This window comes from Winslowiella sp. 2C04 (genome assembly GCF_050037805.1).
GTDB lineage: Bacteria > Pseudomonadota > Gammaproteobacteria > Enterobacterales > Enterobacteriaceae > Erwinia > Erwinia toletana_A.
Window position 1 is genome coordinate 4528312 of record NZ_CP188300.1, and the last position, 18182, is coordinate 4546493.

General features: G+C 49.8%; 16 protein-coding genes. 8 read left to right on the forward strand and 8 right to left on the reverse strand.

Going from position 1 to position 18182, the window contains the following annotated elements:
- Window positions 1–9: 9 nt before the first annotated feature.
- The 3 genes from ACP3TC_RS20610 to ACP3TC_RS20620 all read right to left on the reverse strand — a co-directional run bounded on the left by ACP3TC_RS20610 (window position 10) and on the right by ACP3TC_RS20620 (window position 3992).
- On the reverse strand, window positions 10–2610 hold the full coding sequence (locus ACP3TC_RS20610) for a fimbria/pilus outer membrane usher protein (RefSeq protein WP_426817150.1): 2601 nt from the start codon (window positions 2608–2610) through the stop codon (window positions 10–12).
- A gap of 76 nt (window positions 2611–2686) precedes the next feature.
- Window positions 2687–3373 carry a fimbrial biogenesis chaperone gene (locus tag ACP3TC_RS20615; protein WP_426817151.1) on the reverse strand — a complete coding sequence of 229 codons (687 nt, stop codon included), beginning with the start codon at window positions 3371–3373 and terminating at the stop codon, window positions 2687–2689.
- A 91-nt stretch (window positions 3374–3464) separates the two neighbouring features.
- On the reverse strand, window positions 3465–3992 hold the full coding sequence (locus tag ACP3TC_RS20620; RefSeq protein WP_426818306.1) for a fimbrial protein: 528 nt from the start codon (window positions 3990–3992) through the stop codon (window positions 3465–3467).
- Between the two features lie 510 nt (window positions 3993–4502).
- Here ACP3TC_RS20620 and ACP3TC_RS20625 point away from each other — a divergent pair.
- Window positions 4503–5222 (forward strand): winged helix-turn-helix domain-containing protein, encoded by a 720-nt coding sequence (locus ACP3TC_RS20625; RefSeq protein ID WP_426817152.1) that lies wholly within the window; start codon window positions 4503–4505, stop codon window positions 5220–5222.
- Window positions 5223–5635: 413 nt separating this feature from the next.
- On the opposite strand, the gene ACP3TC_RS20630 is transcribed toward ACP3TC_RS20625, so the two are convergent.
- On the reverse strand, window positions 5636–6820 hold the full coding sequence (locus ACP3TC_RS20630; RefSeq protein ID WP_313854982.1) for an NAD(P)/FAD-dependent oxidoreductase: 1185 nt from the start codon (window positions 6818–6820) through the stop codon (window positions 5636–5638).
- Window positions 6821–7062: 242 nt separating this feature from the next.
- Between ACP3TC_RS20630 and pitA the strand changes: the two genes are divergently transcribed.
- Window positions 7063–8562, forward strand: a complete 1500-nt coding sequence (pitA, locus tag ACP3TC_RS20635; protein WP_313854981.1) for an inorganic phosphate transporter PitA — start codon at window positions 7063–7065, stop codon at window positions 8560–8562.
- Between the two features lie 62 nt (window positions 8563–8624).
- Here the strand turns inward: pitA and uspB are convergent, their stop codons facing one another.
- Complete coding sequence (gene uspB / locus ACP3TC_RS20640; protein ID WP_313854979.1) at window positions 8625–8960, reverse strand: universal stress protein UspB; 336 nt, start codon at window positions 8958–8960, stop codon at window positions 8625–8627.
- Window positions 8961–9317: 357 nt separating this feature from the next.
- On the opposite strand from uspB, the gene uspA reads away from it, so the two are divergent.
- Window positions 9318–9758: a universal stress protein UspA gene (gene uspA, locus ACP3TC_RS20645; protein WP_313854977.1), complete on the forward strand. Its 441-nt coding sequence runs from the start codon at window positions 9318–9320 to the stop codon at window positions 9756–9758.
- Window positions 9759–9805: 47 nt separating this feature from the next.
- Here the strand turns inward: uspA and rsmJ are convergent, their stop codons facing one another.
- Together rsmJ and prlC are read right to left on the reverse strand one after the other, a co-directional pair.
- Window positions 9806–10555, reverse strand: coding sequence for a 16S rRNA (guanine(1516)-N(2))-methyltransferase RsmJ (gene rsmJ / locus ACP3TC_RS20650; RefSeq protein ID WP_313854976.1), 750 nt, complete (start codon window positions 10553–10555; stop codon window positions 9806–9808).
- Window positions 10556–10563: 8 nt separating this feature from the next.
- The gene (prlC, locus tag ACP3TC_RS20655) at window positions 10564–12606 is read right to left on the reverse strand and encodes an oligopeptidase A (protein ID WP_313854975.1); all 2043 of its coding nucleotides are present in this window, start codon (window positions 12604–12606) and stop codon (window positions 10564–10566) included.
- A gap of 261 nt (window positions 12607–12867) precedes the next feature.
- On the opposite strand from prlC, the gene ACP3TC_RS20660 reads away from it, so the two are divergent.
- The 4 genes from ACP3TC_RS20660 (at window position 12868) to ACP3TC_RS20675 (ending at window position 15255) form a co-directional block, all read left to right on the forward strand.
- Window positions 12868–13710: a 23S rRNA (adenine(2030)-N(6))-methyltransferase RlmJ gene (locus ACP3TC_RS20660; RefSeq protein ID WP_313854974.1), complete on the forward strand. Its 843-nt coding sequence runs from the start codon at window positions 12868–12870 to the stop codon at window positions 13708–13710.
- Window positions 13711–13872: 162 nt separating this feature from the next.
- Window positions 13873–14172: a DcrB-related protein gene (locus ACP3TC_RS20665; protein ID WP_313854973.1), complete on the forward strand. Its 300-nt coding sequence runs from the start codon at window positions 13873–13875 to the stop codon at window positions 14170–14172.
- Between the two features lie 155 nt (window positions 14173–14327).
- Window positions 14328–14639, forward strand: a complete 312-nt coding sequence (locus tag ACP3TC_RS20670; protein WP_313854972.1) for a hypothetical protein — start codon at window positions 14328–14330, stop codon at window positions 14637–14639.
- 190 nt (window positions 14640–14829) lie between these two features.
- Window positions 14830–15255 (forward strand): hypothetical protein, encoded by a 426-nt coding sequence (locus ACP3TC_RS20675; RefSeq protein WP_426817153.1) that lies wholly within the window; start codon window positions 14830–14832, stop codon window positions 15253–15255.
- Window positions 15256–15668: 413 nt separating this feature from the next.
- On the opposite strand, the gene rnz is transcribed toward ACP3TC_RS20675, so the two are convergent.
- A complete protein-coding gene (gene rnz, locus ACP3TC_RS20680) occupies window positions 15669–16586 on the reverse strand; it encodes a ribonuclease Z (RefSeq protein WP_426817154.1) in 918 nt (305 codons plus the stop codon).
- 162 nt (window positions 16587–16748) lie between these two features.
- On the opposite strand from rnz, the gene gorA reads away from it, so the two are divergent.
- On the forward strand, window positions 16749–18101 hold the full coding sequence (gorA, locus tag ACP3TC_RS20685) for a glutathione-disulfide reductase (protein ID WP_313854968.1): 1353 nt from the start codon (window positions 16749–16751) through the stop codon (window positions 18099–18101).
- Window positions 18102–18182 lie beyond the last annotated feature (81 nt).

Consider the following 18182-nt stretch of genomic DNA (forward strand, 5'->3'; position numbering starts at 1 on the left):
CATTATTCCTCAGCGACATTGGCCGCTAATATCCAGAATACCGTGCGAGTTATTCGGTAAAGAGTAATCGACACTGCACTGTTCATCAGGAGCATGGCCCCACTTAACGTTTAATTGCCCCTTAACTTTCAGCCCCGTCAGATATACCTGACCCGCATCGCCAACAATAAATCCCTGATCCTCTTTCGATGCCCGGTCTGTCACTGTCGCACCGAATGGCACCGGCTTTCCGCCAGGCCTTATGATTGTCATCAGGACGCGTGAACCTACACTGACTTTATAATTAGCCATGACAACAGCACCGCGTGTTGGCACCACTGTTTGCGTCGTTAATGCCAATTCCGTGTCATCTTTTAGCGTTTGTGTATCCAGCGTAAGATCGTTTTTACGGTATGGACTGACGTACGGAACAATGGTGTAACCGCGAAAGTCAGTGCGAACACCTGTTTGATTTTGAACACCAACGCCTTTAGCACCAGGCGCGGCTATCAGCGCTATCGTCTCCCCTTGAGGCTGCCCGAATGTCACACCGTATTCATGCGCGACTATACCGCCCTGCAGACCATAATTTACGCGTTGTGTATAGTTGTCTCTTGCATAACCACCCGTTACTTCACCATAGGTCGCACGCCAATTAGCATTAACGCCACCAGTATTACCATTGCCCTGAGTTCCATAACCTTCCTGTACATTCCAGCTCAGATTATTACGTTCAAGAAGCGTTCCGCCGATATTCACGCTATTAGTTGAATGACCATTTTTACTGGTATTCATCATGTAATTAACATACGTAGGATGGTTACGGAACAGACGATCCAGCGGCACGCTGACGTTGACTGCCAGTAACTGATCCCTTTCGTAAATACGGCTCCCTTCCCAGCCGGTCGTTGTTGCGGTTGTTGCGCTTAAGGCGTTACGGTTATAGCTGTAGCTAATCCCTATGCTGATACCACTGTATGAGTTGTTGTAGCTGGTACCATATGACGCCATACTCCGGCCAGTACTCCAGTAATCCTCACGGACGGCGGTCAATGCAATGCTCCCCCAGCCTTGCCATAAAGACTGGTTCAGCGTCATCTCCGCGCGATTTCGACGCCGTTCCTTTACCGCAGTTGAGCTGTCATTGACATAGGTATCTAATACTTCCTGCATATTCCAAAAACCTTTGGTGCCATAACGGTAACCCGACATCGCGAAATTCGTCCCGGTTTCAACGAAGTTTTTGCTGTAGCGGATCCGCCACGACTGACCACTCTCCTGTTGGTCATTTTTTCGCGTTGACCATGCCTGAGTCATATCAACAGAGATCGCCCCAAGGTCGCCCAGGTTTTTCCCCTGGCCCAGTGACACTGACTGATAGTGACTGCTGACTTGTCCGCCACCATAGAGAGTAAACCCCCACGGCAAGCCATAAATTGCCGTAGCTTCCATAAGTGGAGTTTTATCTGCGATGCTATCGTTTGAACGATAAACCCCTGATGTCAGGCTGTACTTTAAGCGCCCCGTTCGCTGCAATACCGGCAGCGAGGCATAAGGGACAACTAACTGCTGTTCGCTACCGTCAGATTCCTTTATCGTTACAAACAGATCACCCGATCCCCCTGTGGGGTACATATCATTAATTTCAAAACTACCCGGCGAGACGTAGGTCTGATACACAATATAACCATTCTGCCTGATGGTAACTTGCGCGTTAGTTCGGGCAATGCCGCGCACCACGGGCGCATAGCCTTTGAGACTTTCAGGCAACATATCATCGTCTGAGGCGAGCTGTGCTCCTCTGAAAGGAATACTGTCGAATACCTCGGAGGGTGTGGTGGTATCCCCCAGGGTCAACTGACTTTTCAGATCGATTAAATTACGCCTGGCATAAGTGTACACAGTATTCCATTTGCTGACCGTCTCATCCCTGGCATCAGCGCTGGTTCTGGACCAGGTGGTATAATTACGGAATCGCCAGGGGCCGACATTAATACCTGGCCGCAGATTGATATATTGGCTGTTAGCGTCGCTACCCTGACTGCTGTCGACGTAATTATTAGCTCCGCTGACGCTATAGTTAATTAAGAATGCTGAAATACCATCATCCCATTGTTTAGCGTCCACCCAACCCCGAACAGAATTGCTGACTAATGACTGTGGGAAACTCAGCAATAGCTGTTGCCGGCCGAATATGAAATCGCTACTGACATCTGGTACAGCCTGCAAATTAGCGCAATTGAAACCAGCGACATTTAAATCTGGAATTTTTTTTACCAGCACTCCCCAGTTTTCGAGATCGCTGATTTGAAGACAGGGCTGCAAAGTCTCGATTCCAGCCTGATTCTTCATCATGCGAAACTCAACCTCGCGGGTTTCCATCATTGTATTATTCAGATAAATATCTACACGATAGGTTCCCGGAATTTGTCCACCTTTTTTCTCAAAGATAGACAAATCGGCTGCCATTTGATCGGGCGCTGTTAATTCCAGTAGTGCTGGATTAAAATAATCCTCTGCTTGTGCATATTCCATCAATCCTGCCGCCAGGGCTAATTGGGCTGCAAAAAAATATGCCAGTCTGGTTAAATATTGTTGATTAGTTTTATTTTTGCGATTAATGATGTTCATCCTTAATCCCTTAGGCTCTGTAGTAAATATGTTCTTTTTTATTGTTATTTAAGCCCATGCTTCTCGGAATATGCTGCTACTGGCTATTTGTGTACTGTTTTCCAAAACCACCGTAATCGTTAATTAACGCCCAGGAAACGCTGCCTGATGCGCCTGTGGGCATAGTGAACGTAGCCTGAGAGTGAGGCATCACATAGGTCGCGGTCTTTATTTCCTTCCCGCCTACTTTTACCGACTGGAAGTTCATTACGAACGGTGTCGGATTAGTGACAGTCAGCTGATTACCGGACTGACGCCAGTGAAGTTTAGCGGCCACATCTTCCGGAACGCCGCGAAGAGTTTGAGGCCGATAAATCAGTTTTATGCGAGTTTTAACCGCGATCTGCAGGGTATTAGTCGCTTCGTTTTTGTTTGCGGCCGGGATCGTTTTTATGTTCAACCAAAAAAGGGATTCACGATCTTCCGGGAGATGACCCCCCGTGCGTACGACTCGCAGCACGTTCTGCTGATTACCTTCCAGACGAAACAGCGGAGGTGTAACAATAAAAGGCGCTTTACCTGCACCATTATCCGAGTTTTCCGCCCAGGACTGGATAAGGTAAGGAATGGTATCCGTATTAGTGACGTTTATAGCGGCTTCTTTTTTTGCACCCTCATAGATTAAGCGAGTACCGCCTACAGTCACTCCACCCGCTCCCGCCGCCTGAGCAAAGCTTGTGGTTAGAAGTAAAATAATTGATAAAGCCTTAAGGCAGTTTTTCATAACATCCACTCCGGATAAATATACGGACTGGTTATATCCAGTCCGTATATATTTTAACCCCGCCCGGTAATGGGCAAGTTTCAATCACCGCTTAGTTATAAGCAATTGTAAACTGACTGGTCGAGTTAGCCGGGCCTGCTTCAACTTTGTCTGCAATCGAGAGATAGCGTGCGACAAAATTAAGACTATTTTCACCCTGAACAAGATCGTAGACAGAAGAGTCTATATATAACGGCACAATTGCATTCTGAGCATCAGTAATCTGAATTCCGACCCCAGTTGCAACGTCAGTATCTGCAGTGAGTGCCAGAGCGGTGTTATCGCCATTAGCTGATTTTCCGTCAAACTTCACAGTTGCACTGGTAACAGTTGAAGGACAATCTGTCAGCTTTATGGCAAAACTCGTTGGAGCCGCTGTTTTACCTGCACCGCCATCCAGCGACGTACGGTTAACTGTGCCTAAGGTCACCGTCAGGGGATTACCCGGATTATTCACCACAGTGCAGGCCTCATCGGTAATACTGCCGACAAAGTTAATCCGGCCATCCTCAGCGAAGACATTTACGGATGAAAAAAGACTTGTTGATAGAATTGTTGCTACAAATAATTGCTTTTTCATATCGAACTTCCATTTCATTATGTTTACTAATTTCATGGGATAGAGATCCTGGCACTATAATTAAATCAATCACGCTAATCACAATGTTTATCAAAATTACTTGATATCATCTGTGTATATGAATTTAAGAAACATCTCGGTTTTGCCGTGAGAAAATATACAGTTATTAGGATATTTCTTTGAATGAAGTAATGTTAAATATTCTTATTAAGAGAAAAATATATAAATAACAACGAATTAGCCGGTTATGGCCAGACTCCTGTAACACTCCTTAAGTTTTATCTTGCAGCATAAATAAAGAACACAGTTTATTTATTAAATCATTGTTATATATGAATATAATTTCTTAAGAAAAAAATCTTAAGCTGCTGTATGATCACTTAAGAAATTTATTGCTTCAAGTTATAGGTTATTGAATTTATGGAAAAAATACTACTGGAAAACATTGTGATCTTCAGTCCCTCCGATCGTACGCTTACTCCATTGGGATTGCGCGGCAAGGAGACCCTTATGAACACTCCTGTAAGCCGATTTCTGCTATTACTCTTGCATAATCACGGAGAAGTAGTGAGTCAGGAAAAAATATTTAAAGAGGTCTGGGAAAAGCACGGACAGCTGGTGACTGCGAATACTTTATATCAAAATGTTTCACTTCTACGCAAAAATTTGCGTAGCGCAGGCATCTTACACTCCACGGTAAAAACCATTCCTAAGATAGGATTCACCTTTATAGGGGCGGTTGATTTTATTGAGAAAGAAGAAAAAATAGCAGATCCGATATTGTTGGAAGAACTGTCAGATGACAATACAGAAACGCCTCCTGAGAAGGCTATACCAGAGAAAAATTCGTGGATAAAAAGTTTGAATTTGAAAATAATCATTCCTGCTTTATTTTTTCTGGTATTAGCCATCATAATTTACTTTTCCTTAATCGCTTCGCCAATACACCGCGAACAGCTTGTCTACGCTCACAATAAAATAGCGCGTATAAATGATTGTAACGTCTATGTAGACAACAATAACTTCAAGGCAAACTGGGATAAATATGTAGGCCTGTTGAAAGATAAGGAGTTTACCTGTTCATCAAACGAATTTATGTACCTGACGAAAGTTCAGGAAGCCAATAAGGATGTTTTTGCAATGATTTGTTCATCGGAAACTGATAAAGGCTTACGATGTGTAACACGCTACAAAATTATAGAAAACAGTATTGCTACGATATCGGAGTAATCGTCCATTAATCAATTAAGTACTCAAATTTTCTACGTTCTTATATTGCAACCAATCGGCAACGTTAAGTGTTAATCAGCTAATAATTTTGGCGTATCAGATGGCGATAATCGTCGATGGCGTAACTCGTTAAGGCTTAAAAGTCTGCTAAACAATGAGCATCTAAAGCAAGGTATCGACTCTGACTTCAGAATGCTGATGATTTTCCGGTATTTTTATCATACTTTTGGCAATGTGCCCCCCAGGCAACTCAAGCGTTTACCTGTAAGACGCACCATCGACAATGTCATCCACTCTCTCTTTGAGCTGTTCTGAGTACAGGTGAAGCCTAATCAATGTCCTGATGCCAAAGTTCACAAGGATAACTTCGTACAAAACAGAAGCGTTATGTACAACGTTTATCGCCCAAAAATTTAAACCGCTTGCGCGCAAGCCCAGGCCGAGCTCCATGCCCACTGGAAGTTATAACCGCCTAACCAACCGGTGACATCGACCACTTCACCGATAAAGTACAAACCGGCCACCTCACGCGCTTCCATGGTTTTGGATGAAAGCTGAGTGGTATCGACCCCGCCCAGCGTCACTTCGGCGGTGCGGTAGCCTTCAGTGCCATTTGGCTGCACCCGCCACTGGTGCAGCGTCGCCGCCAGTTCACTCTGCTGACGACTGTTCAGCTGCTTAAGCGTGACGTCCGGCACAATCGCCAGCGTTTGCAGCACCTCAATCAACCGCTTCGGCAACACTTTTGCCAGGGTATTTTTCAGGCTCTGATTCGGATGAGCCGCGCGCTCTTCATTAATAAACGCTTCCAGATCCTGCGCTGGCGACAAATCGATGGTAATAAACTCACCCGGTTGCCAGTAGCTGGAAAGCTGTAATACCGCCGGACCGGAAAGCCCACGATGGGTAAACAGCATCGCTTCTTTAAACACCGTGCCGTCTTCAGCGCTCATTACCGTCGGCAGCGATACGCCGGAAAGCGTCTGCAAATGGTCGAGTAAAGGTTTATGCAGGGTAAAGGGCACCAGTGCGGCGCGCGTCGGGAAGACCCGCAGGCCAAACTGTTCAGCCAGTTTGTAACCGAACGGCGTGGCACCTAAGCCCGGCATGGATAAGCCACCGCTGGCGATCACCAGTTTTTCCGCCTGCACCGTGCCGCCATTCAACTGCAGGGTATAACCCTGCTCATCGCGTTCGACATTCAACACTTCACTGCGCAGGCGCAGCGTGACATTCCCCTGCTGACACTCTTTCAGCAGCAGCTCAACAATCTGTTGCGCCGAGTCATCGCAGAACAGCTGACCAAGCGTTTTTTCATGCCAGGCAATGCCGTGACGGTTAACCAGATCGATAAAATCCCACTGGGTGTAACGCGCCAGTGCCGATTTGGCAAAATGCGGGTTGTGCGACAGATAGGCCGCCGGTTCGGTATAGAGATTGGTGAAGTTGCAGCGCCCGCCACCGGACATCAGAATTTTGCGTCCTGGCTTTTTGCCGTTATCCAGCAGCAGCACCCGGCGACCGCGCTGGCCTGCCTGTGCGGCGCAGAACAGTCCTGCGGCCCCGGCGCCTATGATGATAACGTCAAACTTTTCCACAACTCACTCCTGCCGGCTGGCAAAAAACGCTGATTGTAGAGAGTTGCTGGCGGTGATGCCAGCGTAACAAAACTGTTGGGAAAGTAACACAATGTAACCGTTTAATTTATAGGCTTTTTTCACCCCCTAATCGGGTCTTATTACGCTTTAATGTCAAAAAAAGTCTATATTTCACTTTCCCCCGGCGCGGTTTGTCGCTGATAATGCGCCGCGTTCATGTCCTCCAAAATGGCGTAACGCTTATGCTGCATCTGTTTGCTGGTCTTGATTACCATACCGGCCTGTTATTAGTACTCGCTCTGATGTTTGTGCTGTTCTACGAAGCTATCAACGGCTTCCATGATACCGCCAACGCAGTAGCTACTGTTATTTATACCCGTGCAATGCGCTCGCAATTAGCGGTTGTTATGGCCGGGGTATTTAACTTCTTTGGCGTTTTGCTGGGCGGTTTAAGCGTTGCCTATGCAATTGTCCACCTACTCCCCACCGATTTACTGCTCAATGTAGGATCGGCTCACGGGCTGGCGATGGTCTTTTCCATGCTGCTCGCCGCGATAATCTGGAACTTAGGCACCTGGTATTTCGGTTTGCCTGCGTCCAGCTCCCATACGCTGATTGGTGCCATTATTGGTATCGGTCTGACCAACGCGTTGCTTACTGGCACCTCGGTGGTCGATGCGCTTAATATTCCCAAAATGATCGGCATTTTCATGTCGTTAATTTTGTCTCCGATTATTGGTCTGGTAGTAGCAGGTGGTCTGATTTTCCTGCTGCGTCGTTACTGGAGCGGCAATAAAAAACGTCGCCGTATCCATATGACACCCGCCGAGCGCGAGAAGATCGACGGTAAGAAAAAGCCGCCATTCTGGACGCGCATCGCCCTGATCGTTTCCGCTATCGGCGTGAGCTACTCACACGGCGCGAACGATGGTCAGAAAGGTATCGGCCTGATTATGCTGGTATTGATCGGCGTGGCACCTGCAGGCTTCGTGGTGAACATGAATGCTTCCGGTTACGACATCACGCGTACCCGCGATGCGGTCAACCATCTCGAGCAGTATTACCAGCAGCACAGCAAAACGCTGGCGCACATTATCGAGATGGCACCACCGGCCGTGCCAACGCCGGAACAAGTGCCAAGCGGTCCGACTGAGTTCCACTGTGACAGCGCCCGCGCCCTGTCGGCGATTCAACAAGCTCAGGGTCTGCTGAATAATCTGCAGAGCTATGACAGCCTGAACGTCGATCAACGCGCCCAGATGCGTCGTCTGTTGATGTGTATTTCCGACACCGCCGATAAAGCGGCGAAACTGCCGGAAACCAGCGCGGATGACAAACGCTTCCTCAATAAGCTGAAAGGCGATCTGCTGAATACCGTTGAATATGCACCGGTGTGGATTATTATTGCGGTTGCGCTGGCACTGGCGATTGGCACCATGATTGGCTGGCGTCGTGTGGCGACCACCATTGGTGAGAAAATCGGTAAAAAAGGCATGACTTATGCTCAGGGGATGTCGGCGCAGCTGACCGCAGCGGTGTCAATTGGCGTGGCAAGTTATACCGGAATGCCGGTATCCACCACCCATATCCTCTCCTCTTCCGTAGCCGGTACCATGCTGGTTGACGGCGGCGGCGTACAGAGTCGCACCATCAAGAGCATCGCGCTGGCGTGGGTATTTACCCTGCCAATCTCGATTTTGCTTTCTGGTAGCCTGTACTGGATTGCATTGCGGTTTATCTGATAGCAGTGTCTTTAAGGGCGGCAGTGATTAACTGCCGCCCTTTTTCATTTCAGTGCCGGCATTCAGTGCCAGATTGCTAATCCTACCAGGCTGAGCACCACCAGCCCACAGAGCGCGCTGGTCAAAATAAACTGCCCACGCAGCCGCTGGCAGCGGCGAATAAACTCATCGTCATGATGATCGCGATAACGCTCCGCCCAGATATAGCGCACCAGCCGCACCTGCTTACTCGGCTGTCCATGCGAGGTAAAGAAGCCTGCGCCATCAACGTATTGATAAAGTAATGGGTCACAGCCGCGCAGCACCACCAGCAGCGCACGCAGAGAAGAGTAATACCGCGCCATATTCACTAAACAAACCACACATAACGCCCAAAACAATGCGATGGTGCTGATCATGATCCCCTCCCGGCTAATTACCGCAGGGACAGTTTTCAACGGGTCACGCTGAACACGCCCCACAACTTATTGCCAACCATTATTGAACCGGACCGAATTGTTTTTTATAAAAGAAGATGGCGACCATCAAGCGATGTTGAGACCGTCATACTTCAGTGTAGGAGATATGCTCAATTTTTTTCCAGCGATGTTTCACCGCTTACGACAAAATGGAAAAAATTTCACATTGATCGCTATCGCAAAGGATGCGTCTGGCAACAACATCTGTTAACAATTAGCGCTATACTCAAGGTATAACAAAGTGATGCGGGCAGCACATGCGCCTCATGGCAGGCATCTAATGGAAGGAGTTTAATAATGGCTTATAAACATATTCTGATAGCAGTAGATCTTTCCCCGGAAAGTAAACTACTGGTCGAAAAGGCAGTCTCGCTGGCACGCCCTTATGACGCCAAAGTGTCACTGATTCATGTTGACGTAAACTATTCCGATCTCTATACCGGGCTGATTGATGTCAATCTCGGTGATATGCAGAAACGCATCTCCGAAGAGACCCACAGCGCGCTGACCGAACTTTCGCAGAGCGCCGGTTACACCATCAGCGAAACGCTGAGCGGTAGCGGTGATTTGGGCCAGGTGCTGGTTGATGCGATTAAAAAATACGATGTGGATTTAGTGGTTTGCGGACATCACCAGGATTTCTGGAGCAAGCTGATGTCATCCGCACGCCAGCTGATTAACACCGTCCACATTGATATGCTGATCGTGCCACTGCGCGATGAGGAAGACGACGAGTAATTACCACGCTGATTCCGGTCTTCCCCCAGAGGGTGGGGGAAGCGGAATTACGCCAGCGGGGGATAAATATCAAAGCGGTGGCTTTTGGTAGTCACCGCAGATTGCGTGACCACTTCTGCCAACGGCGGCGCATAGTCAGGGCGCTTTACCACCACGCGTTTCTTCGCCAGTAAACGAGCCGGTTCCAGCAGGCCATCCGCGTCTTCATCAGCACCGACCAGAGTCTGAAATACCCGCATCTCTTTCTTTACCAGCGCACTTTTCTGCTTGTGCGGATACATCGGATCAAGATAAACCACATCAGGCGGCGGCGTAATATCGGTCAGCGCCGTCAGGCTCGAAGCATGTAATAACGTCAGACGCTCACGCAGCCAGCCGCCAATCTCCGCATCCTGATAGCCACGTTGCAGGCCATCATCCAGCAGTGCCGCTACCACCGGATTACGCTCCAGCATCCGTACATGGCAACCCACTGACGCCAGCACAAATGCATCGCGGCCTAATCCGGCAGTGGCATCCACCACGTCCGGCAGATAGCCACTTTTGATACCGACCGCTTTGGCAACCGCTTCGCCGCGCCCGCCACCAAATTTACGACGATGCGCCATCGCGCCGCCGACGAAATCGACAAAGATACCGCCCAGCTTCGGCTCATCGCGTTTGCGCAGCTCAAGATGCTGCGGCGTCATCACCAGCGCCATCAGCGCCTCGTCGTCATGCTCTAACTGCCAGCGCTGCGCTAAAACAGATAAGGCGCCGTTATCGGCGCCTGACTCATTGATTAAACAGATCTTCACGCGCGGCGTTATCCCTTAATGCCGTAATGATCCAGCATCGCGTCGAGCTGCGGCTCACGGCCACGGAAGCGTTTAAACAGCTCCATTGGTTCTTCAGAACCGCCGCGCGTCAGGATGTTATCAAGGAACGACTGACCGGTTTCGCGATTGAAAATACCCTCTTCTTCAAAACGTGAATACGCATCCGCCGCCAGCACGTCGGCCCACAGATAGCTGTAGTAACCGGCCGCATAACCACCGGCAAAGATATGGCTGAAGGCGTGCGGGAAACGGCCCCATGACGGGCTTGGTACTACCGCCACCAGCTTTTTAATTTCTGCCAGCATGGTCAGGATTTGCGCGCCCTGTGCCGGATCGAATTCAGCATGCAGGCGGAAATCAAACAGGCCAAACTCCAGCTGACGCAGAATAAACAGCGCCGCCTGGTAGTTCTTCGCCGCCAGCATTTTGTCCAGCAGCTCCTGCGGTAGCGGCTCGCCGGTTTCGTAATGACCGGAGATAAACGCCAGCGCTTCCGGCTCCCAGCACCAGTTTTCCATAAACTGGCTTGGCAGCTCGACTGCATCCCATGGCACACCGCTGATACCTGACACTCCCGGCGTTTCAATGCGCGTCAGCATATGATGCAGGCCGTGACCAAACTCGTGGAACAGCGTGGTGACTTCGTCATGGGTAAACAGCGCAGGTTTGCCACTCACCGGACGGTTAAAGTTACAGGTCAGATAAGCGACCGGTTTTTGCAGCGTGCCATCTGCTTTACGCATCATGCCAACGCAGTCGTCCATCCATGCACCGCCGCGTTTGTGCTCGCGCGCATAGAGATCAAGATAGAAACTGCCGCGCAGTTCGCCGCTCTCATCGAACAGATCGAAGAAACGCACATCGTCGTGCCAGACATCGACATCTTTACGCTCTTTCGCCGTAATGCCGTAGATGCGTTTTACCACTTCAAATAGACCGTTTACCGCGCGCTCTTCCGGGAAGTACGGGCGCAGCTGCTCGTCGCTGATGGCATACAGATGCTGTTTCTGCTTCTCACCGTAGTAAGTCAGATCCCACGGCTGCAGTTCGCTGATACCGTGCTGTTGCTCGGCAAAAGCCCGCAGTTGTGCCAGCTCTTGCTCGGCCTGAGGACGCGCGCGTTTCGCCAGATCGGTCAGAAACTCCGTCACCTGCGCCGGGTTTTCCGCCATTTTGGTCGCCAGCGATTTATCGGCATAGGAGTCAAAGCCGAGCAGCTGTGCCAGCTCATGACGCAGCGCCAGCTCTTCCGCCATCACTTCGCTGTTATCCCACTTACCGGCATTCGGCCCCTGATCGGAAGCACGCGTCGAGTAAGCACGATACATCTCTTCACGCAGCGCCTGGTTATCGCAATAGGTCATTACCGGCAGGTAGCTGGGAATATCCAGCGTCAGCAACCAGCCCTGTTGTTCTTTGGCTTCGGCCTGTGCCTTTGCTGCCGCCAGCGCGCTTTCCGGCATACCGGAGAGCTCCGCTTCGTCGGTGATCAACTTGCTCCAGCCCATGGTGGCATCCAGCACGTTATTGCTGTAGGTCGAACCCAGTTCAGACAGGCGCGCAGCGATTTCGCCATAGCGTTTTTGCTTCTCTTTCGACAAGCCGATACCTGACAGCTCAAAATCGCGCAGTGCATTATCCACTGCTTTTTGCTGCGGCTGGCTGAGCGCAGCATAGCTGTCGCCCTCTTTCAGATCGCGATAAGCCTGATACAGGCCTTCATGCTGGCCAACCCAGGTGCTGTACTCGGACAGCAGCGGCAGCGTCTGCTCATAGGCCTGACGCAGTTCCGGGCTGTTTTTAACGGAATTCAGATGGCTGACCGGCGAGAACAGGCGACCAAGGCGATCGTCCACTTCGGCCAGCGGCTGGCAAAGATTATCCCAGGTGTAAGGCGCGCCCTGAGCAACGGTTTTCTCTACCGCTGCACGGCAATCATCAAGTGCCGCCTGAACGGCTGGCACAACGTGTTCTGGTTTGATTGCGGAAAAAGGAGGAAGCGTAAAAGAAGAAAGTAACGGATTGGTCATAGCGCAGTCCTTATGGTTGTGAGTGGCGCTGCTTTGCGCGCAATCTGGCAATCTGATTAACATGCGGTTAAGTGTAGCGAAAATCAATGGTCGTCGGTCGAGTTGGCGACAACATAAGCAGCCTGATAAAAAACCCCTGTCGACTTTTCAGCAATTTTTCTCTCTTCCAGGTATACTATCGCCATATACGCGCCCGCATCGTCTGCGCAGCTATCGCCCCTCTCCTGCTTCGTCAGGAACGCACCGGATATCACCAAAGTTATGTTGAGTTATCGCCACAGTTTTCACGCCGGCAACCACGCTGACGTTCTTAAGCACACCGTACAAAGTCTGATCATCGAAGCACTGAAAGAGAAAGAGAAACCTTTTCTCTATCTCGACACCCATGCGGGTGCCGGACGCTATCAGCTGAGCGGTGAGCATGCAGAGCGCACCGGCGAATATCTGGAAGGCATTGCGCGCATCTGGCAACAGGACGATCTGCCGGAAACGCTGCTGCCTTATATCGATGCGGTTAAAGCGCTGAATAAAAACGGTAACCTGCGTTTTTATCCGGGTTCGCCGCTGATTGCCCGCCACCTGCTGCGTGAAGATGACAAACTGCAGATGACGGAACTGCACTCCAGTGATTTTCCAATGTTACGCAATGAGTTTCTGAAAGATAACCGCGCGCGCACTGAAAAAGCCGATGGTTATCAGCAGCTGAAATCGAAGTTGCCACCTCACTCACGCCGTGGCCTGATTTTAATCGATCCCCCTTACGAGCTGAAAACTGACTATCAGGACGTGGTTAAAGGCATCCAGGAAGGCCACAAACGTTTTGGTACCGGCGTGTTCGCCCTGTGGTATCCGGTGGTACTACGCCAGCAAATTAAGCGTATGTGTAAGGATCTGGAAGCCACTGGCATTCGTAATATTCTGCAGATTGAACTGGCGGTGCGTCCGGACAGCGATCAGCGCGGCATGACCGCTTCCGGAATGATCGTGATTAACCCACCGTGGAAACTGGAAAAGCAGATGCGCGACCTGCTGCCGTGGTTGCATAAAACGCTGGTTCCTGCCGGCACCGGCCATACCAGCGTCAATATGCTTGTCCCGGAATAATCACTGACCACGGTTTGAATCGATAAGCATCCGCCAGCACGCTGCTGGCGGATTTTTTTTGCCCGTTATTCGATCCCGCTCGAAACTTCCGCCCGTTAAAAATAGTAATTTTGCGTAATCTTTCAGGGGCTTTACCTGTCAGGAGCACAAGGATGCTGCGCAATGAAAACCACGCCACAATATTGCCGCTTTAATCACGGTAGCGTGATTCTGCCGGAAGGTTATCAGGACCGGACGGTAAATGTTTTTATCTCTGAACAACCCGCCGCGCCGGGCGTTAATATCTCCCGCGATATTTTGGCTGACGGCGAGACGGCGGCAGCCTATATCGATCGCCAGCTATTACTGCTGAATCAGCAACTGACCGACTGGAAACTGCAGGAACGCCAGCCCGTCTGGCTGGGCGATCAACTGTTACCTGGTGAGTGTGCGCTCACAAACTATCGCTACGATAGCCGCTGAATCTGGCAGCAACAGGCGATATTTGCTGTCGGGCAGACGCAGCTGCTGGTGTTTACCCTAAGCAAATCCAATCCGCTAAATGATTCTGACACTCAGCTGTTCAGCAGCCTGCTTGGCAGCTTTGCTTTCCATCGTTAACAACAGGGATTGTTGCTATGTATGAAGCAGCACGTATCGGGGACGATATCGGCCACTCAGATGCGCTGGCTGGGATGCTGGCTGGCACACTGGTCGGTGGCCTGATCGCAACAGCCGGTGGCATTGCAGCCGGAGCACTACTGGTTGCCGCCAGCCTGGCGGTTGGCTATCTGGCCGTTGAGGCCGCCGAGTCTGCACGTAGCGAAATGAGTGAGAACGGCAGGGGCAGAGTGCGTAAAAGGGGCACCATTCGTAGCGGCTCGCCAGACGTATTTATCAACGGTCGCTCCGCCGCAATTGCCGGTGGAAGTGATAAGGCGTGTACGTAATGGGGAAGATGTTTTAGTTTCTACAAAACAAGAAGCAAGAGCTATTGCCCGAGCTGTTGAACACGGTAAACCCATGATGCATGCACCTCACGTTAATCCATTAACAGGATCAACAGCAGGCCGATTACCTCATGCGCATCCAAATCAACATCTTAGTAACCACGGGCATATTTTTTATGGGCAAGATTAAATGAGCTATTTTATATTATATTTTGAACAACGTTCTAAAAATGGAACGCACCATGATCAGTGTAAGGATATTAACGTTTACTCCATTGATGGTGAGATTTCAGAAGGCACGGTGTCTGTTATGTATAAAGGAGCTAACGTTGAGAGCAGTATTTTATCCTCCAGAATGGATGCAACATTATTTTATATTTTTAATAAACCGACACGGTTAGTATCTGTTGCTCAAAGAGTTAGAGATAAGTTATTCAAATTTTTAAAAGGAAGAGTTGGCTTGGGATTTGACTGCTATTTTTTTGTTCTTGACTTGCCAGGCAGTTGGCCTGCTAAAGTAAGTATAGTTGAATCCCCTGTAGAAATAACCATTTCTGAGCTAAAGGATTTCTTTAAATCAGGTATTAAAACTGTTCTTTTCAAAATATTGAAATAGAGGTTGATATTTGAAGCTGGAAATATTAGTGACACTTAATTTAATAATAAGTCAGGTGTTTGTTTAAAATATCCCAGCTTTACGATCCGAATGAATTCTGTAGCCCGCTGGCGCAGATTGATCACCTCGCCGATAAGGCACAGGGCTGGGGTTGAGCCAGGAGTGTTAAACAGCACGAACCCGCCATGTACCTGACCGTCATATAAGACGTCACAACAATTTATAGTTCGAATGCCTTATGAACAGTAATGTAAATTAAACATCGATTATAACCGAGACTGACAGTACTATCCCAAAGATCGGCATTTTAATAAGCAAGATCCGGTAGGGCGAGCTAAAACTGTCTGCTTCTAATCCGCTCAGCCGGTTTGAACCTTATGGATCAACCAGATAAACGGATTGGCCGCTAACCGTTACACTTTAAACACCGCAAAATCTCTCGCCAGCTCAGTGGCAGGAAAAATCGCCCGGCACTCTGCCAGCAACCTTTCACTGTCGGCAAAGCTGTAGCGTGCACTGAAATGCGTAGCAATCAGCCGCTTCGCCCCCGCCAGTTTTGCCGCGTTTGCTGCCTGAACGGTAGTCGAATGACCGCGTCCGTTGGCTTTTTCCGCCATCGAAGCCTCCAGGGTGGTTTCATGCACCATCACATCAACATTTGCCGCCAGTTCGCTGGCTACCGGCGTTGGCCCAGTATCACCGAATATCGCCAGCGATTTACCTTTAATTGAGGGACCAAGATAATCCCATCCGCAAACTTGGCGCCCGTCTTCCAGCACCACGGTTTCGCCACGCTTCAGGCGCTGGAACCAGTTGCCAGCCGGAATACCATCCGCTTTTAAACGCGCGGCATCCAGCACACCCGGTTTATCATGTTGTTCAATACGGTATCCATAACACTCAATCACATGTGACATCGGCCATGCAGTAACACGTATCTGGCCGTCATCACACACTTCTCCGGCGCTAATCTCGATAATCTCCAGCGGAAAAGTGACATAAGAAGCGCTGAGGCTCAGCGAGGTGTCGACAAAAGCCTTAATCCCCACCGGGCCATAAATGGTCAAAGGCTCAGTTACGCCGCCCATTGAACGGCTGGTCAGTAGACCCGGCAAACCAAAAATATGATCGCCATGCAGGTGAGTGATAAAGATTTTTTCCATTTTCCCCGGCTTTAACGGGCTGCGCATCATCTGATGCTGCGTGCCCTCACCGCAGTCAAATAGCCAGTAACCTCCGCTGCCACTGTTGCCCAGCGTCAGCGCGATTGAAGTGACATTTCGCTCCCGGCTGGGAGTTCCGGCACAGGTGCCGAGGAAAAGCAGTTCCATGTAATGATTCCAGTTTTACTCATTAAATCAGCAGATCGAATCGGCTATATTAAGCCAGTTAATTCCTACCCTATCACAACCATAGACGCAAACTTTGCGGCAATACGGCGAGTGGCGTTACACTCTATGGCAATTTCCTACTCAACTTATGGAACAGGTTCGATGACCAGACATTATGATTACCTTGCAATCGGTGGCGGCAGCGGCGGAATCGCCTCCATTAACCGCGCGGCCATGTACGGACAGAAATGTGCGCTGATCGAAGCAAAAGATCTTGGTGGCACCTGCGTCAACGTGGGTTGCGTGCCGAAGAAAGTGATGTGGCACGCTGCTCAGATCGCCGAAGCTATCCATCAATATGGCCCGGATTATGGTTTTGATACCACCGTTAACCAGTTTAACTGGGATATCCTGGTTAAAAACCGCAGCGCCTATATCGACCGCATTCATGCCTCATACGACAACGTATTAGGCAAAAACAAGGTCGATGTGATTAAAGGTTTTGCCCGTTTTGTTGACGCGCACACCGTGGAAGTAAACGGTGAAACCATTACAGCAGACCATATTCTAATCGCCACCGGTGGCCGCCCAAGTCATCCGAATATTCCGGGTGCGGAACACGGTATCGACTCCGATGGCTTCTTTGAGCTGGATGCACTGCCAAAACGCACTGCGGTAGTGGGTGCCGGTTATATCGCGGTAGAAATTGCCGGTGTGCTTAACGCGCTGGGTTCTGAAACCCATCTGTTCGTGCGTAAACACGCACCACTACGTAGTTTTGATCCGCTGATTGTGGATACGCTGGTCGAAGTGATGAACGCCGAAGGCCCGGCGTTGCATACCGAATCGATCCCGCAAGCGATTGTGAAAAATGCCGATGGCAGCCTGACGCTGACGCTGGAAAATGGCAAACAGCATACCGTTGATTGTCTGGTATGGGCGATTGGCCGTGAGCCTGCGACCGATAACCTCAATCTGCAAGTGACTGGCGTGGCGCTGAATGATAAAGGCTATATCAACGTCGATAAGTTCCAGAATACCAACGTCAAAGGGATCTATGCGGTAGGTGATAACACCGGCGCAGTAGAGCTCACACCGGTCGCCGTTGCTGCCGGTCGTCGTCTGTCAGAGCGCCTGTTTAATAACAAGCCAGATGAGCACCTGGATTACAGCAATGTGCCAACCGTGGTATTCAGCCATCCACCGATTGGTACTGTCGGCCTGAGTGAACCGCAAGCGCGTGAACAGTATGGCGACGACGAAGTCAAAGTTTACAAATCGTCGTTTACCGCCATGTACACCGCGGTGACTCAACATCGCCAGCCTTGCCGTATGAAGCTGGTGTGCGTCGGCAAAGACGAAAAGATCGTCGGCATTCACGGTATTGGTTATGGTATGGATGAAATGTTGCAGGGCTTCGCGGTGGCGCTGAAAATGGGCGCAACCAAGAAAGACTTCGACAATACCGTTGCTATCCATCCGACTGGTTCGGAAGAATTTGTCACCATGCGTTAAGCCATCCGGTGTCACCCAACAGGCTATGCGTCGATGCATAGCCTGTAATACAGGGATGATTCAGTATCACTCGTCGGCCCA

Coding starts and splice junctions, on each gene's coding strand:
- ACP3TC_RS20610 (WP_426817150.1), bottom strand. CDS start 2,610: ATGAACATCATTAATCGCAAAAATAAAACTAATCAACAATATTTAACC.
- ACP3TC_RS20615 (WP_426817151.1), bottom strand. CDS start 3,373: ATGAAAAACTGCCTTAAGGCTTTATCAATTATTTTACTTCTAACCACA.
- ACP3TC_RS20620 (WP_426818306.1), bottom strand. CDS start 3,992: ATGAAAAAGCAATTATTTGTAGCAACAATTCTATCAACAAGTCTTTTT.
- ACP3TC_RS20625 (WP_426817152.1), top strand. CDS start 4,503: ATGAACACTCCTGTAAGCCGATTTCTGCTATTACTCTTGCATAATCAC.
- pitA (WP_313854981.1), top strand. CDS start 7,063: ATGCTGCATCTGTTTGCTGGTCTTGATTACCATACCGGCCTGTTATTA.
- uspB (WP_313854979.1), bottom strand. CDS start 8,960: ATGATCAGCACCATCGCATTGTTTTGGGCGTTATGTGTGGTTTGTTTA.
- uspA (WP_313854977.1), top strand. CDS start 9,318: ATGGCTTATAAACATATTCTGATAGCAGTAGATCTTTCCCCGGAAAGT.
- prlC (WP_313854975.1), bottom strand. CDS start 12,606: ATGACCAATCCGTTACTTTCTTCTTTTACGCTTCCTCCTTTTTCCGCA.
- ACP3TC_RS20660 (WP_313854974.1), top strand. CDS start 12,868: ATGTTGAGTTATCGCCACAGTTTTCACGCCGGCAACCACGCTGACGTT.
- ACP3TC_RS20665 (WP_313854973.1), top strand. CDS start 13,873: ATGAAAACCACGCCACAATATTGCCGCTTTAATCACGGTAGCGTGATT.
- ACP3TC_RS20670 (WP_313854972.1), top strand. CDS start 14,328: ATGTATGAAGCAGCACGTATCGGGGACGATATCGGCCACTCAGATGCG.
- ACP3TC_RS20675 (WP_426817153.1), top strand. CDS start 14,830: ATGAGCTATTTTATATTATATTTTGAACAACGTTCTAAAAATGGAACG.
- rnz (WP_426817154.1), bottom strand. CDS start 16,586: ATGGAACTGCTTTTCCTCGGCACCTGTGCCGGAACTCCCAGCCGGGAG.
- gorA (WP_313854968.1), top strand. CDS start 16,749: ATGACCAGACATTATGATTACCTTGCAATCGGTGGCGGCAGCGGCGGA.